Source organism: Bacillus pumilus (assembly GCF_900186955.1).
In the GTDB taxonomy this organism is placed as follows: Bacteria; Bacillota; Bacilli; order Bacillales; family Bacillaceae; genus Bacillus; species Bacillus pumilus.
Map to the genome: position 1 here is coordinate 2,348,305 of NZ_LT906438.1, position 23,772 is coordinate 2,372,076.

26 protein-coding genes are annotated in these 23,772 nt (G+C 39.9%); 7 read left to right on the forward strand and 19 right to left on the reverse strand.

All coding sequences use genetic code 11. The features are described 5' to 3' along the window. Positions 1-5: 5 nt before the first annotated feature. On the reverse strand, positions 6-1,169 hold the full coding sequence (locus CKW02_RS12070) for an acyl-CoA dehydrogenase family protein (RefSeq protein WP_003216433.1): 1,164 nt from the start codon (positions 1,167-1,169) through the stop codon (positions 6-8). Between the two features lie 144 nt (positions 1,170-1,313). Between CKW02_RS12070 and CKW02_RS12075 the strand changes: the two genes are divergently transcribed. Genes CKW02_RS12075 through CKW02_RS12090 form a run of 4 tightly spaced genes read left to right on the forward strand, consistent with a single transcriptional unit; the run spans position 1,314 to position 4,357 of the window. Beyond that, on the forward strand, positions 1,314-2,078 hold the full coding sequence (locus CKW02_RS12075) for an amino acid ABC transporter ATP-binding protein (RefSeq protein WP_034620634.1): 765 nt from the start codon (positions 1,314-1,316) through the stop codon (positions 2,076-2,078). Next, positions 2,075-2,935 (forward strand): amino acid ABC transporter substrate-binding protein, encoded by an 861-nt coding sequence (locus CKW02_RS12080; protein ID WP_003216702.1) that lies wholly within the window; start codon positions 2,075-2,077, stop codon positions 2,933-2,935. The genes CKW02_RS12075 and CKW02_RS12080 overlap by 4 nt, the downstream gene beginning before the upstream one ends. Continuing rightward, the gene (locus tag CKW02_RS12085) at positions 2,932-3,630 is read left to right on the forward strand and encodes an amino acid ABC transporter permease (RefSeq protein WP_003216763.1); all 699 of its coding nucleotides are present in this window, start codon (positions 2,932-2,934) and stop codon (positions 3,628-3,630) included. Before CKW02_RS12080 ends, CKW02_RS12085 begins: the two co-directional genes overlap by 4 nt. A 13-nt stretch (positions 3,631-3,643) precedes the next feature. Next, positions 3,644-4,357, forward strand: coding sequence for an amino acid ABC transporter permease (locus CKW02_RS12090; RefSeq protein ID WP_003216312.1), 714 nt, complete (start codon positions 3,644-3,646; stop codon positions 4,355-4,357). Between the two features lie 39 nt (positions 4,358-4,396). On the opposite strand, the gene CKW02_RS12095 is transcribed toward CKW02_RS12090, so the two are convergent. The 8 genes from CKW02_RS12095 to CKW02_RS12130 form a co-directional block, all read right to left on the reverse strand. Then, positions 4,397-5,437 carry a 2,3-butanediol dehydrogenase gene (locus tag CKW02_RS12095; RefSeq protein ID WP_003216411.1) on the reverse strand — a complete coding sequence of 347 codons (1,041 nt, stop codon included), beginning with the start codon at positions 5,435-5,437 and terminating at the stop codon, positions 4,397-4,399. 70 nt (positions 5,438-5,507) lie between these two features. Next, the gene (locus CKW02_RS12100) at positions 5,508-6,728 is read right to left on the reverse strand and encodes an MFS transporter (RefSeq protein ID WP_003216560.1); all 1,221 of its coding nucleotides are present in this window, start codon (positions 6,726-6,728) and stop codon (positions 5,508-5,510) included. 372 nt (positions 6,729-7,100) lie between these two features. Then, positions 7,101-7,850, reverse strand: a complete 750-nt coding sequence (locus tag CKW02_RS12105; RefSeq protein ID WP_003216289.1) for a glucose 1-dehydrogenase — start codon at positions 7,848-7,850, stop codon at positions 7,101-7,103. A 94-nt stretch (positions 7,851-7,944) separates the two neighbouring features. Further along, the gene (locus tag CKW02_RS12110) at positions 7,945-9,045 is read right to left on the reverse strand and encodes an ABC transporter permease (protein WP_003216482.1); all 1,101 of its coding nucleotides are present in this window, start codon (positions 9,043-9,045) and stop codon (positions 7,945-7,947) included. Continuing rightward, positions 9,038-10,204: an ABC transporter permease gene (locus CKW02_RS12115; protein ID WP_003216633.1), complete on the reverse strand. Its 1,167-nt coding sequence runs from the start codon at positions 10,202-10,204 to the stop codon at positions 9,038-9,040. Before CKW02_RS12115 ends, CKW02_RS12110 begins: the two co-directional genes overlap by 8 nt. Positions 10,205-10,223: 19 nt before the next feature. Further along, the gene (locus CKW02_RS12120) at positions 10,224-11,168 is read right to left on the reverse strand and encodes an ABC transporter ATP-binding protein (protein ID WP_003216789.1); all 945 of its coding nucleotides are present in this window, start codon (positions 11,166-11,168) and stop codon (positions 10,224-10,226) included. Between the two features lie 198 nt (positions 11,169-11,366). After that, positions 11,367-12,581 (reverse strand): formaldehyde dehydrogenase, glutathione-independent, encoded by a 1,215-nt coding sequence (gene fdhA, locus CKW02_RS12125; RefSeq protein ID WP_003216722.1) that lies wholly within the window; start codon positions 12,579-12,581, stop codon positions 11,367-11,369. Positions 12,582-12,981: 400 nt separating this feature from the next. Further along, entirely contained in the window at positions 12,982-13,584 is a 603-nt protein-coding gene (locus tag CKW02_RS12130; protein WP_003216605.1) for a class I SAM-dependent methyltransferase, read from the reverse strand. A gap of 266 nt (positions 13,585-13,850) precedes the next feature. On the opposite strand from CKW02_RS12130, the gene CKW02_RS20695 reads away from it, so the two are divergent. Then, on the forward strand, positions 13,851-13,976 hold the full coding sequence (locus CKW02_RS20695; RefSeq protein WP_003216180.1) for a YjcZ family sporulation protein: 126 nt from the start codon (positions 13,851-13,853) through the stop codon (positions 13,974-13,976). A 43-nt stretch (positions 13,977-14,019) separates the two neighbouring features. On the opposite strand, the gene CKW02_RS20140 is transcribed toward CKW02_RS20695, so the two are convergent. The 7 genes from CKW02_RS20140 to CKW02_RS12165 form a co-directional block, all read right to left on the reverse strand. After that, the gene (locus CKW02_RS20140; RefSeq protein ID WP_155114467.1) at positions 14,020-14,181 is read right to left on the reverse strand and encodes a hypothetical protein; all 162 of its coding nucleotides are present in this window, start codon (positions 14,179-14,181) and stop codon (positions 14,020-14,022) included. 160 nt (positions 14,182-14,341) lie between these two features. Beyond that, positions 14,342-14,476 (reverse strand): YrzI family small protein, encoded by a 135-nt coding sequence (locus CKW02_RS12140; RefSeq protein WP_003216232.1) that lies wholly within the window; start codon positions 14,474-14,476, stop codon positions 14,342-14,344. A gap of 445 nt (positions 14,477-14,921) precedes the next feature. Beyond that, entirely contained in the window at positions 14,922-15,152 is a 231-nt protein-coding gene (locus CKW02_RS12145) for a YrhC family protein (RefSeq protein ID WP_003216296.1), read from the reverse strand. A 72-nt stretch (positions 15,153-15,224) separates the two neighbouring features. Continuing rightward, positions 15,225-16,373: a bifunctional cystathionine gamma-lyase/homocysteine desulfhydrase gene (locus CKW02_RS12150; protein ID WP_003216259.1), complete on the reverse strand. Its 1,149-nt coding sequence runs from the start codon at positions 16,371-16,373 to the stop codon at positions 15,225-15,227. A gap of 1 nt (position 16,374) precedes the next feature. Beyond that, positions 16,375-17,298, reverse strand: coding sequence for a PLP-dependent cysteine synthase family protein (locus CKW02_RS12155; RefSeq protein ID WP_003216685.1), 924 nt, complete (start codon positions 17,296-17,298; stop codon positions 16,375-16,377). A gap of 55 nt (positions 17,299-17,353) precedes the next feature. Further along, positions 17,354-18,040 carry a 5'-methylthioadenosine/S-adenosylhomocysteine nucleosidase gene (gene mtnN / locus CKW02_RS12160; protein ID WP_003216576.1) on the reverse strand — a complete coding sequence of 229 codons (687 nt, stop codon included), beginning with the start codon at positions 18,038-18,040 and terminating at the stop codon, positions 17,354-17,356. Between the two features lie 15 nt (positions 18,041-18,055). Then, entirely contained in the window at positions 18,056-18,697 is a 642-nt protein-coding gene (locus tag CKW02_RS12165; RefSeq protein ID WP_003216751.1) for a class I SAM-dependent DNA methyltransferase, read from the reverse strand. A gap of 186 nt (positions 18,698-18,883) precedes the next feature. On the opposite strand from CKW02_RS12165, the gene CKW02_RS12170 reads away from it, so the two are divergent. Continuing rightward, the gene (locus tag CKW02_RS12170) at positions 18,884-19,087 is read left to right on the forward strand and encodes a YrzA family protein (protein WP_034620637.1); all 204 of its coding nucleotides are present in this window, start codon (positions 18,884-18,886) and stop codon (positions 19,085-19,087) included. Positions 19,088-19,123: 36 nt separating this feature from the next. Here CKW02_RS12170 and CKW02_RS12175 read toward each other — a convergent pair whose 3' ends face one another. The 3 genes from CKW02_RS12175 to greA all read right to left on the reverse strand — a co-directional run bounded on the left by CKW02_RS12175 (position 19,124) and on the right by greA (position 22,123). Beyond that, positions 19,124-19,789 carry a YrrS family protein gene (locus tag CKW02_RS12175; RefSeq protein WP_050943687.1) on the reverse strand — a complete coding sequence of 222 codons (666 nt, stop codon included), beginning with the start codon at positions 19,787-19,789 and terminating at the stop codon, positions 19,124-19,126. Between the two features lie 67 nt (positions 19,790-19,856). After that, positions 19,857-21,599 (reverse strand): peptidoglycan D,D-transpeptidase FtsI family protein, encoded by a 1,743-nt coding sequence (locus CKW02_RS12180; RefSeq protein WP_034620562.1) that lies wholly within the window; start codon positions 21,597-21,599, stop codon positions 19,857-19,859. A 50-nt stretch (positions 21,600-21,649) separates the two neighbouring features. Further along, positions 21,650-22,123, reverse strand: a complete 474-nt coding sequence (gene greA / locus CKW02_RS12185) for a transcription elongation factor GreA (protein WP_003216248.1) — start codon at positions 22,121-22,123, stop codon at positions 21,650-21,652. A 985-nt stretch (positions 22,124-23,108) separates the two neighbouring features. On the opposite strand from greA, the gene CKW02_RS12190 reads away from it, so the two are divergent. Beyond that, positions 23,109-23,759: a hypothetical protein gene (locus CKW02_RS12190; protein WP_231953232.1), complete on the forward strand. Its 651-nt coding sequence runs from the start codon at positions 23,109-23,111 to the stop codon at positions 23,757-23,759. The last annotated feature ends 13 nt before the right edge of the window (positions 23,760-23,772 follow it).

A 23,772-nucleotide genomic window follows, 5' to 3' on the forward strand; every position in this document is an offset into this window, starting at 1 on the left:
ATATATTAGCTCTCTTTTTTCTCTTGAATGGCCTGTTTCGCCATTTTTGATATCGTCATATCGTCCATTGGCGGGTTATGGAGCCCGGCACGAATATCTCGATAGTAGCGCTGCAGTGGACAGTCTAGGCTTAAGCTTTTCGCACCCACTAAACGCATAGCTTTATCGACAACTTGCAAACTGTGATTAACGACGGTATGCTTTACAGCACCAAATTCATTGATTAACAGCTCTCTTTTCTCTGGCTTTTCATACAAAGTGGTCGTTGAGTAGATGACGTGGCGTGCTTGCTTTAATAGTAAGTCGATTTCGCCAATCAGTGTTTGGACATTTGGCAGATCACTAATCGTTCCACTGATGCTGTTCGGTGAGTGGGTGATGGCATACTGAACAGCATAGTCTCTTGCCGCTTGCGCAATCCCTAAATAGCAGGAAGGAATATGTGCAATCCAAGGATTTAGCGTAACACCCCGCGGCCCTTTTTGCACCTCCACAAGCATGTCATCTGAAACCTTCACCTGATCTAAGATTAAATCATGACTTTCAGTTCCTCTCATGCCCACAACATTCCACGTTTCTTCTATTGAAACACCTTCTGTCTCACGATGAATTAAGAAGAAGCCCATGGCCTCTTTTTCCTCGATCCATACGCCGACTAAAAAGTATGTAAGTGCTGGTGACATCGTTGTGAAAATTTTACGTCCATTGATGATCCACTCATTACCTGATCTAGTGGCTGTTGTCCCAGGCTTCCCGCCTCTTGTTGGACTGCCTGTCTGCGCCTCGCTCACGGCACGGTTGACAAGGGCGCCCTTCTTCACTTCTTCCGCAAAGAATTGTAGCTGCTGCTCATTCCATTGTTTCTTTTCGTAAATTTCGCCTACAACCCCTTGGTGCCAGCCGATTGATAAAGTAGTTGCTCCGTCCATACTGCCGAGCGTCTCTTGAAACAGAACCATATCCGTGACAGATTGACCTCCGCCTCCGTATTCAGCAGGAAGAGACAACGTCGTATAGCCCATCTCTACTAATGATTCAATATTTTTTTCAGGAAAATAAGCGCCTTCATCATGTTCTTTTGCCGTTTGTTCGATCGTTTCACGAAGAGATTCCAGTTGATTGAGCCATGTTTTTTGAAAATCGGTATCGACAAATAATGCTTTAGACAAAACGTATCCAACTCCTCTATATCTCACAATCTATGATATCTGATTTTTCCAATCGGAATAAATAAAACACACTTTACTTATAGGATTTAATGTGTTAAATTTTATCAATATTAAGTACATATGTCAAAGGAACGTGATGCTTTTATGATTTCAGCTACTAATCTACATAAATCTTATGGGCAGACCCATGTGTTAAAAGGCATTGATTTCACCGTACAAGAAGGTGAAGTGGTCGCCATTATTGGACCGAGCGGGTCAGGAAAAACAACACTTCTTCGCAGCTTAAACAGCCTCGATATTCCAGACAAAGGTGAGCTGACGGTTGGTGAAGCCACGATTCAATTTGAACGATATCATAAAAAAGATCTGCTAAAACTCAGGCAGCAATCCTCCATGGTGTTTCAGCATTATCACTTGTTTCAGAATAAACGAGCACTTGAAAATATTACAGAAGGATTGATCGTGTCTCAAAACATGTCTAAAAAAGAAGCTGAAAAGGTCGGGGAGCAATTTTTAACGCGGATTGGACTGCTTCATAAAAAAGATGCATTTCCGAGTGAATTATCCGGCGGTCAGCAGCAGCGAATTGGTATAGCCCGCGCACTTGCGATGAACCCTTCAGTGCTTTTGTTTGATGAACCTACGTCGGCACTGGACCCAGAGATGGTAGGAGAAATTCTAGAAATGATCAAAGATATTGCAAGTCAAGGCATGACAATGGTCATTGTGACGCATGAAATTTCTTTTGCAAAGGACGTGGCGGATACGGTGATCTTTATGGCAGATGGCGAAATCGTTGAAAAAGGCTCACCAGAAGACGTCCTATTGAAGCCACAGCATGAACGAACGAAACAATTTTTATCAAGAATTCATCGCGGCATGTGGCAAGAATCGGAGAAAGACAAATGAAACAAAAGACAGCATTCATGATGTCCGGTGTCCTTCTGCTTTTTCTTTCTCTGATGGGCTGCAGCAGTGTGAAAACCACGACCGACGATGGCAGAAAAATTGTAAAAGTCGCACTGAGTGCAGAGGTCAATCCACCCTTTTTAGCAACAAATGACCGAAACGAACCGATTGGCTATAACATTGATTATTTAAATGAAGTGGAAAATAGACTTCCTCACGTACATTTTGATTACATTTTTGGCGAGGAAGAATCGAATTTAATTGGTGTAGGCGCAGGGAAGTTTGAAATGGCGGCTAATTGGTTTTTTAGTAATCCTGAACGTGAAAAGCGTTTCCTTTACCCTAAGGTTCCGTATGGTTATTCGATGACAGGTTTAATTGTGAATGAATCAGACAAAGAGATTCGATCGCTTGATGATATGACATCTAAAAAGCTGGCTCCTGTCAGCCCTAGCGGAGGCTTGCGTTCGATTTTAAATCAATATAATAAAGAACATGATCCGGATATTCCGCTGACGACTATTGAGAGCCCTTCAAATGAACTTAACTTAAAGCGCGTTGAAAGCGGACGATCAGATGCAGCATTTATGAACATTTCAACCTTTGATACCATTCAAAAGCATTTAAACCTGAAGGTCAGAGTTGGCGGCATTGTGTCAAAGGAGCCTATCTATCTTGTCTTACAGCCAAGCGAGAAGCAGCTTGCAGAAGATTTGGACCGAATCACCCAAGAGATGATTGATGATGGAACACTGCCTAAGCTGGCGAAAAAGTGGTTTGGGGTTGATTTCTTTCAAGATATTGATGACATCTCAGAGCAAGGCGATCAAAATGAAGAAAGGAAGGAAGCGTCATGACGTTTACAGCTGGAGATTGGCTGCGCATTTTTTTACAGGTGCTTGAACGCCTGCCACTCACTTTTTTCATTATTATCGTGTCATTGTTTTTTGCCATCATCATCGGCTTGCTATTTGCATGTATTCGTATCAAACAAATCCCAGTACTGAAGCAATTGGCTGTTATTTATTTATCTTTTACACGGAGTACGCCTTTAATTGTTCAGCTTTTCTTGATTTATTTTGGCCTGCCTCAGCTTTTGCTTGTGGCAGGGATTCAAATCAATCATTGGGATCGTGTGCTATTTGTAATGATGACGTTTTCTTTACATACGGGCGCTTATTTATCTGAAGTCTTTCGCAGTGCGTATTCATCTGTCGGGAAGGATCAGCTCGAGGCCGCCTACATTGTTGGGATGACAGATACACAGGCGTTGATTAGGATCATTATCCCGCAGGCCTTCCTCATTGCACTGCCGAACCTCGGAAATTACACCATTGATCTCGTGAAAGACACAGCGATTGCCTTTACAATCGGGCTCATTGATATCATGGGACAGGTGAAGATCATCTTAGGAAATAACTACGGAATCGGTATGTTTGAGGTGTATGTGATCATTGCGATTGTGTATTGGCTCATTTGTATGAGTATTGAACTGATCACCATGCTGCTTGAAAGGAAATTTGTAAAAGGCCGCACCAGCCTGTCACGTTAAGGAGGCAATTTTGATGCAAACCATTGATATTCCATTTGCGATTGACCAAGTACCTCTTATTCTAAAAGGCGTTCCTTTTACTTTATTGATTGCACTCGTTTCCATGGCTGTAAGCCTAATGATTGGATCTGTTTTTGCTTTCATTCGTCTCTTTCGCATTCCTGTACTCAGGCAGCTTGTGACGCTTTATGTCTCCTTTTTTAGAGGAACACCTCTTATTGTTCAGTTGTTCGCTTTCTTTTATGGACTTCCTTTTGTTCTAACCAAAGTGAACGATACATTCGGGCTGACCTTTCATCCAGATATGGTCTCCCCATTAGCTGTTGCCCTTATTACATTCAGCCTCCATTCAGCCGCCCATTTAACAGAGGTTGTTCGGAGTGCACTTCTTGCGGTAGACAAAGGGCAGCTTGAAGCAGCAAAAATTGTGGGGATGACGACACGCCAAGCAATGATGCGCATTATTTTGCCACAGGCATTTGTGGTAGCCCTGCCGAACTTAGGCAATCAGCTCATTCAGCTATTAAAAGCCACCTCTCTTTCGTTTACAATTGGAGTACTTGAAATCATGGGGATTTCCCGGATTATTGCAAATGATGGCTATCAGTTTTTAGAAACATACCTCGTATCTGCGTTGATCTATTGGCTGCTGAGCATTTTCTTTGAACTAGCTTTTGCTTTATTAGAGAAACGAGTCAGCGTGTACGGAAGATCTCTTGGACGATAAAAAAGAGAATGGCTTTTGCCATTCCCCTTCGTTGTCTTACTATTCAGCACTAACTAAAATTTTCACTTGATCTTTTTCATTGATTAATGCATGGAAACCATCTTCGATCACATCATCCAACTTGATTTTCTTTGTGACGAGCGTATCAGCAGAGAAATAGCCTTTTCTCATTAAGTTTAATACAGATGGGAATACGTCTCTGTAGCCGATAATTCCTTTGACTGTACGTTCTTTAATGACAATGTCATTTGGCATAATTTCTGCGCCTTTTTCCCAAATACTCACAATGACTGTTTCACCTGAAATTCTAGTTGATTGGATTGCTTGCTTCAATACAACAGGTACACCTGTCACTTCAAAAGAAACATCGACGCCACCGTTTGTACGGCGTGCAATTTCTTGAACAACATCTTCATATTGAGAAGGATCAACAATGATCGCTCCAAGCTCTTTCGCTTTTTCTTGGCGTTCTTTAGATAATTCTACTGCGTAAATATCAGTAGCACCAGCTGCTTTTAATGCTTCAATAACAAGCAAGCCAATTGGTCCGCAACCAAACACAGCCGCTGTATCGCCAGCTTGTACTTTACTAGAACGAACCGCATATAAAGCAACTGCTGAAGGCTCTACAAGTGCCCCTTGCTCATATGAAATTTCGTCTGGTAATAAATGAAGTAATTCTTCATCGACAGATACATATTCAGAGAATCCACCGCCGCCTCCGGCAAGTCCTAAAAAGCCCATGTTTTCATCTAAGTTGTAAGCACCTTGATGTCCGTGAGTTGCAAAAATAGGCTCAACAACCACTCGATCGCCTACTTTGTAATTGCTGACGTCTTCTCCTACTTCAACAACCTCACCAGAAAATTCATGTCCCAGTGTAATAGGGGCTTTTTCTTTTGTCAGTGGATGAGGTTCATTCACTGGAATGAAGATAGGTCCTCCTAGATATTCATGTAAATCACTACCACAAATGCCGCACCATTTTACTTTCAGTTTCACTTTTCCTGGAGCAACTTTTGGTTCATCAATTTCCTCTAGTCGAATGTCCTTTTGATCGTGCCAGCGTAGTGCTTTCATGTGTAAGACTCCTTTTCTCATCAATTTCATTAACTTACTTAAATAATCATAACATAATTTTTTTAATTTTCTAAGTAGGATGCACTATCTTTTTGCCAGTCAATGAACGAAAGATGACAAAACATAGCAATAAACAGACAAGAAGCATACATACACACCCGGTGACAACGGAGGTTCGGATTGATAAAACATGTGCAAGTCCACCAGAGACACCTGTCAGCATGATCGTCAGAATAGCTTCAATCAAAGCATAAAAACTGGCTACCCTCCCCATCACCTCTACCGGGATATTCGTTTGATAGAAAGTCATAAAACCTGTGTTCGCAAAAGCTAAAAAGAATGCTAATATAAAAAATCCAACAGCGGCTGCAAACAATGTGCTGGAAAAAGCATAAATGAGATAGCCACATGCCACAAACAAACTGCCAATCCCTAGCATGATCGAAACAGGCAGCCTTTCCACAATCACCGAATTGAGACCTGCCCCTGCGATAATGCCTGCCCCAGCTATACTCACAAGAAGACCATATTGTGTATCAGTTAGGAGCAGCACTTCTTTTGCAAAGGCAGTTTCAAGAGAGTCAATGGCAGTAGGAAGTACCGTGATAGCGGCACTAAATAACAAATACACCGCCATAACTTGGTGTGATGTCAAACTAAACCGAAGAACAAGCTTCGCATCCTCTTTTAACATTGAAAGGGTAAAGCCCTTTTGGTTAGCATCTTGTTTGAGCAAATTCGGTAAACACATCGTGAACAGAGCAGATACCAATAGACAAATCGCATTGATATAAATTGAAAAAACAGGTGTACCGATTAAAAAAAGCAGACCTGCTGCAGCGGGTCCAAGTAAAAATCCACCCGATTGTAATAATGAGCGAATGGCATTAAACCGTTTTCGGTTATTCGCTGGGATCAATCCTGTCATATAGACCATCGAAGCTGGATGAAACATCGCTTGTGCCATTTGAATAAGAAACACCATCACATACAGGGTAAGCAGATGTCCTGAAAGTAACGCAAAGGGTATACATGCGATCAAGATTGCCCGGCTGATATCTAAGCTGATCATCGCTTTCCGCTGATTCAACCTATCAATCAAACTGCCAGACCAGCTGTTTGTCAAAAGAGAAGCAACTGGTCTCATCATATAGACAGCCGTTACAGCAAGCACAGAGCCCGTTTCTTGAAAAATGAGTAGATGGAGCGCAATCATATAAATCCATTCTCCTATGTTCGCAATTCCGATGGCTCCAAGTAGCAAACTCATATTCCGCCAATGTTTTTTCATCACTTTTCCCCCTATTTGTCATAAAAAAATCCCGTCCCCAAGACATTTCTGTCTTGAGGACGGGATTTACTCCGCGTTGCCACCTCAGTTTATTCATCTGTTACCAAATGAACCTTAGCAGGTCATCATGAACCCATCTCTGTAACGGGAGAATGTCGCCGCACCACCATCCGAAGGAATCCGGTGCAGAGCTAAGAGGCTTGGTTCTATCATGCTGCCCGGCTCCTTCTCAGCTTCACGGAGTTCTCTGTGCGGGACGGTTCATGATGTACTCTTCTCTATTAGCGCTATGTCTTTATTTCATCACAATCTTCAGCTGAATTGTTACATATTGTACTGCGCCTTGATCACAGCGTCAACGTTTTTTTCAAGCTAATCAGCATAGATCATTTTTCTGGTCATGCCACCATCAACGACTAAATCTGTGCCAGTCACAAATTGATTATCCTCATCGGTTAAATAAAAGCAAGCCTTCACAATATCATTTGGCGTGCCGACTCGATTGGAAAGATGCTGCTGATGGTCGATCTCTCGAAGATTCTCCTCATCCTTCGTTTCAATCCATCCAGGTGAAATGCTATTCACCGTGATATGATCCGGACTAAAAGAAGTCGCTAAGGCATGGGTCAACGCAGATATTCCGCCTTTTGATGCAGCATATGCTTCTGTATTTGGCTCTGACATGGTCGCGCGGGTAGATGAAATGTTCACAATAGAACCGCCTTTTGGATTTTCTTTTATATAACGTGCTGCTTCTCTTGCACATAAAAAAGTCCCTCTTAGGTTCGTTTGTAACACACGATCCCACTCATCGATCGTTAATTCATAAGGCGACACGGTACACATGACACCAGCATTATTAATGAGAATATCAATCGTTTTACAGCGCTCCACCGCAAACGACATTAAGTGCTGAATATCCGTTTCTTGCGTCACATCTGTTTTCTTAAAATAAGCTTCTAACGATTCTTTTTTTAGCTCTTCCTCCAATCGCTTCCCCTTCTCTTCATCTATATCTGCAAGCACCACTCGCGCTCCTTCTTTTGCATAGCCCCAGGCGATCATTTCACCAATTCCATTGGACGCGCCTGTGATGATGACGGTTTTATTGTGAAAGTTCAAGTGTATCCAATCCTTTCTCCATCAGATGTTGTCGTCTATCATATCATTTTGAAGAGTACGCATGAATAAAAAACTAAAATGGAATGAAAAGTGATTAATAGGTGCGGATATTTTTCAAACCAATCACCATAAAGACAATTGTAAAAGCAGCTAAAATTGTTATGTCAAATAATAAGATAGTGTGATTGACAGTACCGCTCATAATCTCACCAAAACCAGACATCATCCATGTTTGCGGTATAGCCAACGAGATCTTCTTCATCATGTCTGGAACGATATCTAATGGCCAATAAATACCGCCTAGCATGCAAGTTCCTACAATGATAATGGCACTAAATACTTCAGCTTGCTTTTTTGTATGAGATAAGGTTGCAATCATAAAACCTAAACTCACAACAAGACCAATAACGAATGATCCAAACACTAAAATAAGCATAAAGTTTCCTAAGTATACATTGAAGAATAGTAATAAGACGGTCAGAAGAACACCCAATTGTATCCATCCAAGAAGAAAATAAGCTATGAAATAGCCCAATAGCACAGATATTTTCTGGATGGGACTTGAAAGCAATCTTTGCCATGTATAATCTTTATACTCTAAATGAATGGATGATACAGAGCTTGAAATCGCAAACATCATAAACATAATAGTAAAGCCAAGCGGTATTAAATTCGGTTGCTGACTTGTTTCAACCAATGAAATGGTGCCAGATTCATTTAACTTGTTTAAAGCATTGGTGAGAGAAACACTTTTCTGCTCTTTCACACCCTGATTGATTTGATAAATGATGGTCGCTGTCTCTTTTAAATAGGGAGATAAGACTGCATATTCCTCAGTTTTCTTATAAACTGTCACATCAAAAATCTCTTTATCTTTCAGATGGGACTTTAACGGGTTTGCGACTTTCACAGACGCAATGACCTTTTCTTCAGATACTAAATCTTTTGCATCGCTTTCAGTCGCCTTTACCCAGAGGAATTTGGTGTTTTTTTCGAGAATTTGAAAAATTTCTTGATCAAGTTTACCTTGACTGGACTCTAGAATAAATGCAACTGTTGGTTTCTTTGTATCAGATGCGGTACTTCCAAAGATAAAACTAAATACAATTGGCATAATAAATAAAAAAATGAGCGTCAATGGGGACTTTAATGTTTCTTTTAGCTTTAAAGAAATAATGGCTGATATTTTATGCATAGCGATGCTTCCTTTCAAAAGACATTCTAATTAAAGCAGTGATGAAGAAAACTAGTCCCATCCCGCAGCTTAGTATAAACCCGCTTTGAATTTCACTAAAATCAGCACCTGCCATACTTTTCAAAAACATTTGAAGTGCAAGAGAATTAGGTAAAAAATAGCTGATATCAATTACCCATTGTGGGAATAAGTATAAGGGCACCATACTCCCACCTAAAGCAGCTAACACTTGTGTTCCTAAAATCCCCACACTGTTAAACGTTTTTTCTCTATTGATAAAAGAACCAATCAGCACCCCGAAACCCGCAGCATTTAATATAAAACTACATCCGATCATAACAACAGTAAAAGGCTCTCCCCAGTTCACTTTAAAGACAAAGCTAGTAAATAAAATAATGACCGCAAGTTGAATCATACTCATCAAAACAATACCCAATAACTTCCCAACGATGTAACTAGTATTACTTAATTTTGATACAATCAGCCTTTTATAAACATCTTCCTCTTTTTCCTCTATCATACTTCCAACTAGAAAAACAACTGTCATTAATAAAAAAAGCACACCCATCCCGCCTGCGTAGTATTGGAAAGACGTAATCGGCTGGCTGTTGATATGGATATTCCTCTCGTTCACCAGTTCTTTTTTCAGTTGATCAGACACAATTTCCACTTCTTTACCTTGATTCAACGGCACCAGAATACGATTCATATGATAATGTTGAAAGAATTGCAAAACCACATTTTGAAGAACCATTTCCTGTAAATCCGAATTAGGTCCTCTCAAAATATCCAATTGCACATGATCGTGATTTAATAGACTTTTTTCAAAATTCGGCTTGATGATTATGCCCATTGTAATGTCTCTACTATTTAGATCTTTCTCTAATTGATTTTTCGAGGTGACCTTCACCTCAAATATGTCACTGAGTTCACTCTTAGACAATGTTGAAAGAAACATCTTACTTGTAGTGGACTTATCTTGATCTGTTATTCCTACACGAAATGAATTGATCTTGACTTCACTATCTTTCTTCATGTTATCTCCAAATGCTGCACCTAAAATAGCAATCAATATAATAGGCATAAAAAAAAGTGTAAAAAAGCTTTTCTTATCTCTAAAAAACAATAATAGATCTTTTAGTACAACCCAGATGCTCATGTGTCCACTTCTAAACAGTCTAATCCCTCAAATTTTTACTAGTTACATACAAAAAGACATTTTCTAAATTTGGTTCTACGATTTCTGCTGAAATAATTTGAATATTTAATGCGGTCATTCCTTGAATGAGATGACTTAATAATTGCTGAGGATGTTGATCAAATATTTTTATTTGATTTCCTTGAACCACGATTTCTTTCATAGGATCGGCTTCTTGTATGAAATGACGCACTCGATCTATATCATTTTGTCCATGTTCATTTTTTATGGTCAAAACAATTTCTCTTTGATTTCCGACAAGCTCACTTAATTCATGCTGATCCCCTAAAGCAATGATAGACCCATGATCCATAATGGCCATTCTTTCACATAAAAATTCAACTTCTTCCATGTAATGACTAGTATATATAATGGTCATTCCTTCTCCATTTAATGTCTTAACTGTTTCTAATATATGACTTCTAGATTGGGGATCTATGCCTACAGTAGGCTCATCCATGATTAATAGTTTTGGTTGATGTAATATCGCGCAACCGATATTTACTCTTCTTTTCATTCCTCCAGAGAATACTTTCACTTGATCATTTGCTCTATCTTTAAGACCAATTAGCTCAAGTGTTTCTTGTACTCTGCTTTTCAACTCTTTTCCTTTGAGTCCATACATTCTCCCCCAAAACATTAAATTTTCTTTTGCTGTCAAATGTAAATATAAAGCGATCTCTTGCGGAACAATTCCTATCATTTGCTGCGCCTTTTTTGTTTCTTTTTTTACATCTATACCTTCAATCGTTATGGTGCCGCTTGTGGCATGAATCAGCCCTGTCAAGATGCCAATCAATGTGGATTTCCCCGCACCATTCGGACCTAATAGTCCAAAAGATTCTCCTTTTTTTAAGTGAAAGGTTATCCCTTTTAATACCTGTTTATCTTCATAATATTTCTTGATGTTGTGTACGTTTAGCAATCAATACCTCTCCCTAGTCATTTAATATCAATTAAATTATCTGGTATGAACTTCAACTGTAGAATAATTTTTCCAATTCATATATTTTAACATGAGATGTATTGCAGGAGAATAGTACAGGTCATTTTAAAATAGAACATAAAAAAACTTACAGGATATAATCTCCCGTAAGTTTTTTCGATTATTCTCATTGATTCATTATTTAGAAATCAACCCATGCGGGTCAATGACAAATTTTTTCGCCACACCCGAATCAAAGTCGCTGTATCCTTGAGGGGCTTGATCAAGGTTAATGACGGTCGCATTCACCGCTTTGGCGATTTGTGCTCTTCCGCTTAAAATGGATTTCATTAGACTGCGGTGATATTGCATGACAGGGGTTTGACCTGTCACAAAGGTATGCGCTTTTGCCCAGCCAAGTCCAATTCGCACTTTCAGAGATCCAACTTTTGCATCGGCATCCACTGCACCTGGGTCTTCTGTGACGTAGAGCCCTGGGATTCCGAGCTTACCGCCAACTTTGGTAATATCCATAATTGTATTTAATACAGTTGCAGGTGCTTCTCCTTGATCTCCATGACCTGAAGCTTCAAAGCCGACACAATCGACGGCACAGTCGACCTCTGGCTCTCCTAAGATATTGGTGATTTGTTCGCCGATTCGATCATGTTTTCGTAAATTGATCGTTTCACAGCCGAAGCTTCTGGCCTGCTCCAGCCTTTGTTCATTCAAATCACCGACAATGACCGTAGAAGCGCCAAGGAGCTGAGCGGAATGCGCTGCGGCAAGACCTACTGGCCCTGCACCGGCAATATATACGGTTGAACCAGGTTTTACTCCAGCCGTATACGCACCGTGAAAACCTGTCGGGAAAATATCGGAAAGCATCGTCAGATCAAGTATTTTTTCCATCGCTTGATCTTTGTCTGGGAATTTCAGCAGCTGGAAATCTGCATATGGCACCATGACGTACTCGGATTGGCCGCCAACCCATCCGCCCATATCGACATATCCATAGGCAGAGCCTGGACGGTCCGGGTTTACATTTAAGCACACATGGGTTTTTTGTTCCTTACACATGACGCATCGTCCGCAAGCAATATTAAAGGGAACGGACACAAGGTCTCCTTTTTGAATAAACTCCACATCTCGTCCAACTTCAACGACTTCACCTGTAATTTCATGACCAAGGACGAGTCCTGCAGGCGCAGTCGTACGACCTCTCACCATGTGCTGGTCACTTCCGCAAATATTCGTCGTCACTACTTTTAAAATGACGCCATGCTCACATTTGCGCCCCACATTGGCTTTCGGTACACCCGGGCCATCTCTTAAAATCAAATCAGGGTATCCAATATCCTCAACTGCTACATTTCCTGCTCCTTTATAAACGACACCTTTGTTTCCCGACATGTTTTCATTCCTCCCTTTTTGTTTAAAAATGAAGTCTCTACAATTTTCTCTACTTCTGAAGCAATTCCCTGCTCCAAATGGCACAATTGATAAAAAAAAGCGAAAAATGTATCTTCCAGTCAAATAAAAAAAGAAAATATTGAAAAAAAAGCTAAACTTTTGAAGAACGGTGTCGATATAATAAATAAGCCAGACAGGTATCCTTAATCGACAAACAAATTCCTTATATATACTATCATTCCTTACACACCTGGCTGGCGCCTACATCATATACAAAAGTCTCTTCTGGTGAAGAGACTTTTTTTAATTCGTTCAAACATGATTCAATGACACGCAAAGAAGCTCCTCTCACGAAGAGCCTCTTTTAGAATGCTTGTTCATTACCTGGGAAATATTTTCATCATTTTAACGCTTTGATACAGATGTATGTATCATAGTGATAAACCGAAACTTCTCTAAAGTGATACGCTGAAAATAGGCGGCTGATCTCTTGTTCACTATACGATGAAAAAGAATGTGACCGCTTTTGTTCCTTCATCAGTTCCTGCTGTTGGAATGATAAGAATACTTCTCCATCCACTTGAAGAACGCGGTACACTTCCTTCATGACTTGCTCAATATCCTTCAAGTAATAAATGGTCTGCACCGTAAATAATTTATTGAATGATCTGTCTTCAAAAGGTAAATGCTCGGCTTTACCAAGAGTCACAACGGCTTTATCCTGTTCCACAAGCTTCTTATGTTTTCTTTTTGCATATTTGATCATATGACGAGAGGCATCCACTCCATATACTTTACCGCGATCAAGTTTCTCTGCTACCTTCGATAATGTCATGCCTCTTCCAGTACCGATTTCTAAAATCCGGTCATTTTCTTGTATATTTAAGAGTTGAATCGTCCATTCATTGATATTATGATGATTTTTTTCCATATAGCGGGCAACCCATTTTGAGAACAAGCCTTTTGGTTCCCTCATTTGTTTTCCAATCCAGCTTTGAATCAATGTTAACACCTGCTTTGCACCAGTAAATAAAACTATTTACGAATTTTCTTACTTTTCATATCGGCTCACACCTAACAAAGTTTAAGACCTAGTCCTAATCATTTGTTATTGATTAGACGGCATCTTTTCAGAAAATGTTTCGCAGAACTTCAAAAAATTTAATCCGAATAGGCGTTTTCATTAATTGTGCTCAGATTGATTTCGTTTTCTGCATGAGCTGCATATTTTATGAATGTATCTTGATTAGATAAAGGTGGTGCTAGATTATGGGCTTTGGTGGAGGTTATGCTGGAGGCTGCGGTGGTTACGGTGGCGGCTTTGCAGGCGGATTCGCATTGCTTGTTGTACTGTTCATTTTGTTGATCATCATCGGTGCAAGCTGGATTTGCTAATGTAAAAGGAGCAGGAAACGATAACGTTTCCTGCTCCTTTTCTTTAATACCAATAAGCTCGGTACTGATACATATATTGTCTGAGCATTTCCTCTTGCTCTCTTTGCATTCGGTACGGATTGCCGTATCCATGCTTTAAGGAATGCGGAATGGATGTATATCCGTGCCCCACTGACGGAAACCTCATATATGGTGACATCGACATTCGTTGATCACCTCACAATCTCCTTTTACGGATATCATATGTGCAGATGATCAATGTGGAGCGTGTCTAAACCTGGTCCTTCTCCATAGTATAACAATCAAGTATTGCAAGCATCATAAACATGTCAATCTCCTCCTTTTCGCATTTTTCTTTTCGTATTTTAGTTCATGTACTTTAGTTGTTTCTGCTTCATTTCTTCATACAATGTTTCGACTTGTTGTTCATAAAGAACTGTTTCAATGTCTTTGTATTTTCGTCGGATCGTCAATGTGATAAAAAATAAATGGATTGTCATATACGCTCACCTCCCTTCAGTTCGCGGCACGCGAAATAGCCCGCAGATCTTCTTTGTCAGTTGACCTGTGGGCACACAAAAATGCAGATCAAAAGACAGTGTCTTCCAACCTGCAATGGATGATACGTAAAATCCTCGTTTACTTAAACAGTTCTGAAGCGTGCACCGTATAAGGTAAAGGAAGGACACGAGCTCTTCCACAGGCTGATGACATGATGAAATTGTTGGTTGAATTGTTCACAAGTAGATACGAATAACATATTCTTCAGCCTCCTTTACGTTTTTAATTACTTTGTTAGTATATCCAGCAAGCACCATTTTGTAAACCTGTTTTTAGTAAAATAGATGATTTTTGTGTGTTTGACTAAATTTCTACATTTATTCTTGTCCGATTGTCCAATACAATCAAAAAAGCCCCCTCACGTATATGAGGAGACTTTTCGAATTAATCTTCATCTAGTTCTTGCAGTTTCTTTTGAAAAAAGATCGCGCGTCTCACACAAAGAAAAGCTGCTAATAAGAAAATACAATCAATTCCCATCATCAGCATTTTTGGAGATGCTTCGATGTGTTGGCTTGGTATGATCGTACCAATATATAAAAAGGTGCTGACAGCAAGCAAAATAAAAGCGTACTGCTTGTAATCTGTCACTAAACCACTCCACTTTTTCTTCACTTGAATCACCTTCCTGTTTAACATGTCTATTGATAGCTTAACATAGTAAAAGAAAGGTAGTGGCATGTAAATCTATCCATTCACTAGTGCGTTTAGTCCCTGCTTCATATCATTCAGTAAATCATCCACATCTTCAATCCCGACAGATATACGAATTAACCCATCAGTGATGCCAAGCTCCTCGCGGCGGTCTTTTGGAATGGACGCATGAGTCATTCGAGCAGGAACAGAGATTAAGCTTTCAACCGCTCCAAGGCTTTCTGCGATCGTAAACAGCTTAAGCTGACTTAAAAACACATCGACATGTTCTTCTTTTCCAATGTCAAAAGAGATCATGCCGCCGTAGCCTGATGCTTGCGTTTTTGCAAGTTCATGTCCAGGGTGAGCATCAAGACCTGGGTAATAAACACGTGTGACTGCTGGATGTTGTTCTAAAAACTCAGCGATTTTCTGTGCATTTTGCTGATGTGCTTCCATTCTTAGTCCAAGCGTTTTGATTCCTCTCATGAGAAGCCATGAATCCTGCGGTCCAAGAATTCCACCAGTAGAATTTTGAACAAAATGCAGTTCTTCCCCAAGCTCTTCCGTCGCTGTTACAACTAGCCCGCCTACGACATCACTGTGGCCGCCTAAATATTTAGTGGCACTATGCAGGACAATGTCCGCCCCATATTCAATCGGCCTTTGGAAATAAGGTGTGAAAAATGTATTATCAACAATCATTAAGATGTTGGCTTCTTTTGTCAATTGGCCGATCGCTTTGAGATCAGTCATTTTCAGTAAAGGATTGGTTGGTGATTCAATGTAAACCGCTTTTGTTTCAGGTAAAATCGCCTTTTTCACTGCTTCAGGATCACTTGTGTCAACAAAGGTCGCTTGAATGCCAATACGGTTGAGTACCTTTGTGATGACGCGGTACGTTCCGCCGTATACGTCATCTGTCAGGACAATATGATCTCCGCTGTTAAACAGCATCATCACTGCCGTAATGGCAGCCATTCCTGAACCAAATGCGTAGCCGTTTGCTCCTCCTTCAAGGTCACGAATGACGGTTTCTAGTGCCGTTCTTGTTGGATTCGCAGTTCTTGAATATTCATATCCTGTATGTTCGCCTGCTTTCGGCTGCTTATATGTGCTCACTTGATATATCGGCACAGACACAGCGCCCGTTTTTTCATCACCAGTTGTTCCGCTGTGTATCATCATTGTTTTTCGTTTCATTTTATTTTCCTCCCTCATAAATTCCTTTACTTAAATACCGTTCACTGCTGTCAGGAAAAATGGTGACGATGACTGTCCCAGGTGCTGCCTTCTTCGCTTCTTCTAAAGCGGCAAATAACGCTGCACCCGAAGAACTCCCGATGAGAACGCCTTCTTTTTCAGCAGCTACTTTCACCATTTGGAAAGCATCATCATCACTGACGGTATATATCTCATCGAATAAAGCAGATTCCATATAATCTGGGATAAATTCAAGGCCGATTCCTTCCGTTCTATGCGGACCCGGATCTCCTCCATTTAAAATCGATCCTTCAGGTTCGACAACAACTGTTTTTAACGCAGGATGCTGCTCTTTTAAATAGGCAGCACACCCTTGAAAAGTCCCGCCAGATCCCGCTCCTGCCACGAATACATCGATATTTCCTTGCAAATCGGACCATAATTCTGGGCCAAGCGTTTTATAGTAAGTCAATGGATTTACTTGGTTTTTAAATTGTAAAACGCAATAGGCATTGTCAAGGCTTGCCTCTAGTTCAAGGGCTCGATCAATCGCACCCTTCATGCCCTCTTTTCTTGGTGTATGAATAATCTCTGCACCGAGCGCTTTCATGAGCTGTTGTTTTTCTTGACTAAAATGTTCTGGTACGCAAAAAATGGTCCGCAATTGATGCTTTCTTGCACTGAGGGCAAGCCCAATTCCTGTGTTTCCAGCAGTTGCTTCAATGATGGTTCCACCAGGGCGCAATTTGCCAGATGCCAATGCTTCTCTTATGAGCATATCACCTAAACGATCTTTAATACTTCCACCCGGATTCATCATTTCAAGCTTTGCATATACCTCTACACCTTCCGGGATGCCGATTCCTGACAGTTTTAAAAGCGGTGTGCGGCCAATTAATTCTGTAATATCCTTTATGACAGCCATATGATTCCCTTCCTTTGTATGGAAAAGAAGGGGGAATCCCCTTCTTTTATTGAGTTTACTTTATCATACGCAAGACAAGGTCGGTTGAGTGAATCGCTGCTTGTTCAAGAAATTGATCAAATGAGACATTGGATTCTTTCCCTGCAATATCAGATAGCGCTCGAACGACAACAAATGGCGTTCCAAAGAGCTGGCAAACTTGTGCAACGGCTGCGGCTTCCATTTCCACCGCATATAGCTCTGGAAACTTCTCTCTCACAAACGCTACACGATCCGGATCATTCATAAATGAATCTCCGGTTGCAATCGTTCCTTTTGCCACTTGGATATGATCGATCTCTAAAGCCGATTCCTCTGCCAGCTTCACAAGCTTTTCGTCTGCAACAAAAGCAGCTGGCAATCCTGGTACTTGTCCGTATTCGTAATTAAAGATCGTGACATCCACATCATGATGTCTAACATCAGTAGAGATGACAATATCCCCTACATTTAATGTGTGATGGAAACCGCCAGCTGATCCTGTATTGATCACATAATCCGGCTGAAAGCGGTCAAGCAGAAGTGTTGTGCTGACCGCTGCATTCACTTTTCCAATCCCTGATTTTAATAAAATCACTTCTTTATCTTCATAAACACCTGTTGTGAATTCACACCCAGCGATGTTTTCTTGTGTAGCATTCTTTAGTTGATCTCTTAATATCGTCACTTCTTCTTCCATTGCACCTATGACTGCGATTTTCAAATCAAAAACATCCTTTCATTCCCTTTTCTTCGCTTCTACGATCCAAACAAAATCATTCATTTGATGAAAGGACGTACTAAAACCTTCTTCTTCAAAGATTTGCTTTAGCACATCGATGGATGGATAATATTCTGTTTCTAAATCTTCAGCAAGCTGATCGAATCCTGACGCTTTCGCTTTGTCAATTTCAGCTTGATGTGCTGCTTGATTTTGAAACATTGTATCAGCAAAGACTATTTTACCATCTGAGTGAAGGATGTTGCTATAGGTGTGAATGGCTTGTTTTTTTTCTTCGTCCGTTAAATGGTGGAAAGCATATGAACTGACGATTGTATCCGGCTCAAATGGCGGCGCTGGAAATGATAAAAAATCCCCATCATGAATCACATCGGGTATTCCCTTTTGAAGAGCCGCTTTCTTCATGGCGTCTGATGGTTCAACGCCAAATACGTTCTTATCAGCTGCGAGCAGTGCCGCTGTTAAATTCCCCGTGCCGCTTCCAAACTCAAGAACATCTTGACCTGCACGCAGAACAATTTCTTTTAAAATAACCGGATACCGGCGAAACACTTCTTCATACTGCTCATCATGACCACTTACCGTGTCGTCATAAGAGTCAGCCCAATGATCAAATAAAGAAAGAAACTCACGTCCCATTTTCTTTCCCTCCACTTTATCTATTTATTCCTATGCGTATAGTATGTTTTAATCCGTCGAACAGTTCCTATCCTACCACATGTTCAGTTTCTTTCCTACTAAAAAATACTGGGAGGGGTAGAAAAATATTTGCTCTTTTAGAGGAGAGAGATTAAGATGAATGAAGAGTATGGAGAGGTGAATCAAATGGATTTTCAGTTGGATTTTCTAAAGGATAAAATTGAATTCTTTGAAGCATCGTCTTTAAAAGAACTTGAACAAAAGATCCAAAAACAAATTGAACATAATCAGGCAATCTTGCTGACCGTTCATTCTGTCAGTCATCAAACGACTGTGATCGATGACCGGATTTTGTATACAGCGGTTGTTCATTTTAAGGCGAATATCTAAAAAAAAGATAGCATGGCTGCTATCTTTTTTTCATGTTTATTTTAATTTTTCAACCTTTACAGGTTTCCAGCCTTTTTCATCTACCCATGTGATTTCCACGCGGTAGCGTTCGCCTGTTGATTTGTCACGGATGGTTCCCTTTGCATCTTGAGGGCCTCCGTTATTTCCTAACCAAAGAACTGTCATTTGATCTTCTGAAATTCCCGTTGCATAGGACATGGCTTTCATCATTTCTTTCCAGTCTTTTGAGTTAGAATCATAGGTTGCTGTATGTGAACCGGATTGCTCTGTTCCTACAGGCTCCCAGTCATCGCTTTCGTATGTTTTGTCTACGTCACTCGTTTTGCCGCCATCTGTTTCTTTGGCGTCTTTTAACGCATCTTTATTAGGCTCTTTTTCATCATCTGACTTCTTCGCATCGTCGTCTTGATCAGATGAGTCATCTTTTTTTGCATCTGAATCATCGGATGTGTCTTTCTTTTGATCTTTCACATCTTCATCTGATTTTTGTTTATTTTCACTTGTTGCAGGCGCTGTTTTAGATGGTTCTTTCGCTACATCTGTGTCTTTCGGTTTATTAAAAATTAATAAACTCGTTGCGACCACCAAAATAAGCACCACAACGATACCAATTAATATGTTAAGCACCATATTGGCCTTTCTGCGCTTATCACGATGTTCAAATCGAGAATTTCTACTCAAAATCTCTGCACTCCTTTGCCTCTGTTCCCTAAGTCGTTACTATTTTAACATGACATGAAGGGATGTTCTATGTCTGTTTCTTTTCAATTTCGTTGACCTTTTTTACAATATCATAAAACGCATCATTTGTCTTAGCCCGGCCACTTGTCTCATCAAGGTGAACAACGACAAGAGCATATTTTGGTTTTTCCACCGGAAAGTATCCAGCAAACCACTTATGATAAAGCGGATTCCCCTTTTTATCTTTACTGCCAGTTTGGGCAGTGCCTGATTTCCCCGCCACATCAAATGGAAGGTCTCGAAACCTTCTTCCTGTTCCTTTGTCAGACGTTACCACCTGCCTTAAGTACTTTTGCAGTTTTTGTGCTGTATAGCGGTCAATACTGCCCCCTTCTGGTCGTTTGTTTTGAAAGGTTAGCATCGTTGTTCCGTTTTGATACAGCACTTTTTCAGCGATTTTCACTTCTTTTCGTTCTCCGCCTCTTGCAATCGACGCCATCATATTGGCCATTTGCAAAGGAGTCGTTTTGACATTTTTTTGCCCTATTGCGGTTTGGGCAATAGCCTTTTTAACATGCTTGTCTCTTTTATCCCCCCACACATTGCCGGTTTCTTCACGATCAAACTGTTTGAAATGCTGCTTATGATAGACATCCCCTTCCCAGCCAGCTCGATCAATGAGTCCAAGCTTTGCAGCCGTCTTTTCAATGATTTGATCATCTGTTTGGATCAGCTTGTCAGCAAGTGTTGCAAAGGTATAATTACAGCTCTGCGAAAAGCTCTCAGACAGATTCAGCACTTCCTGCGTTCCTTCTGGCTCTCCATATAAATTCTTTCGACAGTCATACATCGTTTGTGGCTGGTCGAGGGTTTTTTCGATTGCTGCGGCAAGTACAGCGGTTTTAAAGACAGAGCCTGGTGCCATGGCAGTCAGCATGTAATTTCTTGCTTCATGCCGGTTTTTGCTTGTGACGTTTGGCATACTTGCCATCGCCAGCACACTGCTGCTTTCAATGTCGAGCAGAACGGCCCCGCCTTTTTCGACGCCCTGGTCTTTCAGTACCTTCTCCATTTCAGCTTGCATGTTTTCATCAATTGTTGTTTGAACTTGAAGAGGATAAAATGAATGAGCCTCTGCTGTATATTTGACGTCCATCCCAAACAAAGGGTTTCCCCTTCCGTCCACATGATATAACAATTTTGTGTCTTGCTCGGGTAATAAAAATTCGTCAAAGGTACTTTCCAGCCCAAAAGTGCCGATTTCTGTACGGATGGAAAGCTCTTTTTTGTCAGGATAACGCTTTCTGAGCAATTCTGGATTCTCGCTCGTGAAGCCTAATGTGTGGAGGGCAAGTCTTTTTTTGTCCTTCTCTTTCATATATACGCCGTACACACCTGAATATTTCATATCATTGATGTCTTTCAGCTTTTTTTTCGTGATGTCATCTTTGAGAATCAGAGGTTTTTTGGTTTCTGTCAGCTGTTTTTTGAGTTCATCTTCTTCCATCTCAAGAATAGAGGCGGTTTGTTTTAAATGAGGAAGATCATATTGCAGGAAAGGAAATAAGATCACCGCAGGCTGTTCTTTTGTGAGAAGCGCCTCGCCGTTTCGATCTAAAAATTCACCGCGGCCATCTGAAATGACCACTTCTTCTGTACGCTGTTTGACACTTTCTTGTATTAAATTGATATCAAGCTTTGAAAAAGATTCTGTGAAAAACAGTTGAATTTCTGCCAGTCTGATGAGAAGACCGAGCAGCAGCATAAATATAATAGCACCTGTCCATTGAATTCTACGTTTTTTGCGCATAAAAACACCTCGTCCCTATTGTGGACGAGGTGTTTATCGTATAAACGTGATTATGAAATTTTTACAATTTGGACGAACATTTCTCCGCCAGGTGTTTGAACGGTTACTTTGTCGTCTACTTGTTTGCCTAATAGGCTTTTTGCAATTGGTGAATCGTTTGAAATCTTTCCTTCGAACGGATCAGCTTCTGCACTTCCAACGATTGTGTAAGACTCTTCTTCTCCGTCTGGTAATTCAACGAAAGTGACTGTTTTACCAAGTGAGACAATATTTGAGTTTCCTTCATCTTCGATAATTTTGGCATTGCGAATCATATTATCAAGCGTAGTGATACGCCCTTCTACAAACGCTTGCTCTTCTTTAGCAGAATCATATTCCGAGTTTTCAGAGAGGTCTCCAAAGCTTCTAGCAATTTTAATACGCTCTACAACCTCTTTACGTTTAACCGTTTTCAAATGTTCAAGCTCTTCTTCTAATTTACGTTTTCCTTCTTCTGTCATTGGAAATACTTTCTCTTGTGCCATGAATCATTCACTCCTTCTATTAATCCTCATCATACATACTTTCTGCACGTGAGTGACGACTGAAATATACAAGAATGAGGACTTCTTCATGCCCTCATTCCTTCTGTCCCATATTTGTAAAAGTCCATCTTACATGGCGTCCCTTTTAGATGCAACTATTATGCCTTTTCTCAGATAGGACCATCCGCAGCGGTCAAAAGATGATCTATCTTATCGCACAAACTGTGGAAAGGCACAGGAAGCTCCTGTACCTCGTTCGCCATTTCGATCATATGTAGAAGAATAGCTTATCCATTCTCCATCTTCCCAATACATAATATGGTCAGTGTACGATATGTCTATGCTATATTATTACATAATTGCTTTTTGATCAAGAATTGTTTGAAAATTTGTGATGATTTGTTTGTCGTTTTTTTAATATAATTTTACAAAATCGAAACCACTTCAATATTCAGCTTGAAAACGACATTTTTCTACATCTATTTCACATCATTGTTTTCCTATCATATCAAATCTTTCATTCAAAGTGTTACTTCTTAAAATATTTAAGCAGCTTCTACTTTTAGAAACAAGTGAAATATGGTATTTATTCTCTTTATTATGATGCTGAAAAGACTTTACAATGTAAAGGTTTTTTTCTCCTCCACCATTTACTCTGCTCGGTTTTGAAGAATCGTTTGAATTTTTGTCACCATTAAGTCAATGGTCTTGATATGTTATTTATTGATAACAAAATCAACTGAAACCCAATGCTTTCAGAGTTTCTCTATGTTCCGCTATGTTGATATTTTCATTATTTTTAGATCAATTATATTTTTTTGTGGGCAAACTGTGGGCAGAGACAGCATTTACAACAGAAATCTTTTTGAATACTGTTTTTAGATTCATTCTTCTACAAAAACCCTTTGTTTTTAAACTTCAATTACGGATATTATGATAAACTTATATGGAAAATAATTGTTACGGAGGGTTTATATTGAATCACATGAAAACGTGTTTCTTCCTATTATTATGTATTACATTGTTAAGTGGATGCAACACCACTTCAAAAGAAAGCGGGACAACAACCACAGAGAGTGAAGGCTATAATTCCAATAACAACTTAGAAAAGAGCAATAAAAAGACATTAGATAAAGTTGGTGACAGTTTATACGACCCTGATACCGGAACAGTCACTTTAAACAATGTAAAAGATATAAGTGATAAAAAGGTCCGAATAGGTGATTTGAAAATCGTTTTCCACAATATAAAAGTTATTACAATCACCGATCTTACTGATAATTTTAAAGCTGAATTGGAGGAACATTTTGATGGGAAACTAAATAAATTCACTTATGCCCAAATCCTTTATGAAACAGAAAACACAGGTAAAGATCAAATCTCTTGGAGAGGATTTAGAACTGCTGTCACTCAGGGAAAACACCAAGTAAATTTAGATTTTAATTTATATATGGGATTACCAAATCCATCATCTATAGAAATGTTGCCAGAATCGAAATTAGAAAATAACATGGTCTGGATTCCTCTAAATGAAAATGAGAGGGCTATTAGAATAAAAGCCGAAGATGTATTAAAGAATGACAACAACAAGCCTGATGCAATCGTCTATGGAAAAGAAGTAAGTTTTGATATCTAAGGAAGTTCATCAT

Bases quoted from the DNA above. Each gene is read 5' to 3' on its own strand.
- CKW02_RS12095 (WP_003216411.1), bottom strand. From the start codon at position 5,437: ATGAAAGCACTACGCTGGCACGATCAAAAGGACATTCGACTAGAGGAA.
- CKW02_RS12140 (WP_003216232.1), bottom strand. From the start codon at position 14,476: ATGACAATCCATTTATTTTTTATCACATTGACGATCCGACGAAAATAC.
- CKW02_RS20140 (WP_155114467.1), bottom strand. From the start codon at position 14,181: ATGTCGATGTCACCATATATGAGGTTTCCGTCAGTGGGGCACGGATAT.
- fdhA (WP_003216722.1), bottom strand. From the start codon at position 12,581: ATGTCGGGAAACAAAGGTGTCGTTTATAAAGGAGCAGGAAATGTAGCA.
- CKW02_RS12100 (WP_003216560.1), bottom strand. From the start codon at position 6,728: ATGAAAAAACATTGGCGGAATATGAGTTTGCTACTTGGAGCCATCGGA.
- CKW02_RS12165 (WP_003216751.1), bottom strand. From the start codon at position 18,697: ATGGGACGTGAGTTTCTTTCTTTATTTGATCATTGGGCTGACTCTTAT.
- CKW02_RS12075 (WP_034620634.1), top strand. From the start codon at position 1,314: ATGATTTCAGCTACTAATCTACATAAATCTTATGGGCAGACCCATGTG.
- CKW02_RS12085 (WP_003216763.1), top strand. From the start codon at position 2,932: ATGACGTTTACAGCTGGAGATTGGCTGCGCATTTTTTTACAGGTGCTT.
- CKW02_RS12115 (WP_003216633.1), bottom strand. From the start codon at position 10,204: ATGAGCATCTGGGTTGTACTAAAAGATCTATTATTGTTTTTTAGAGAT.
- CKW02_RS12170 (WP_034620637.1), top strand. From the start codon at position 18,884: ATGGATTTTCAGTTGGATTTTCTAAAGGATAAAATTGAATTCTTTGAA.
- CKW02_RS12080 (WP_003216702.1), top strand. From the start codon at position 2,075: ATGAAACAAAAGACAGCATTCATGATGTCCGGTGTCCTTCTGCTTTTT.
- CKW02_RS12150 (WP_003216259.1), bottom strand. From the start codon at position 16,373: ATGAAACGAAAAACAATGATGATACACAGCGGAACAACTGGTGATGAA.
- greA (WP_003216248.1), bottom strand. From the start codon at position 22,123: ATGGCACAAGAGAAAGTATTTCCAATGACAGAAGAAGGAAAACGTAAA.
- CKW02_RS20695 (WP_003216180.1), top strand. From the start codon at position 13,851: ATGGGCTTTGGTGGAGGTTATGCTGGAGGCTGCGGTGGTTACGGTGGC.
- CKW02_RS12110 (WP_003216482.1), bottom strand. From the start codon at position 9,045: ATGCATAAAATATCAGCCATTATTTCTTTAAAGCTAAAAGAAACATTA.
- CKW02_RS12190 (WP_231953232.1), top strand. From the start codon at position 23,109: ATGAAAACGTGTTTCTTCCTATTATTATGTATTACATTGTTAAGTGGA.
- CKW02_RS12155 (WP_003216685.1), bottom strand. From the start codon at position 17,298: ATGGCTGTCATAAAGGATATTACAGAATTAATTGGCCGCACACCGCTT.
- CKW02_RS12180 (WP_034620562.1), bottom strand. From the start codon at position 21,599: ATGCGCAAAAAACGTAGAATTCAATGGACAGGTGCTATTATATTTATG.
- CKW02_RS12090 (WP_003216312.1), top strand. From the start codon at position 3,644: ATGCAAACCATTGATATTCCATTTGCGATTGACCAAGTACCTCTTATT.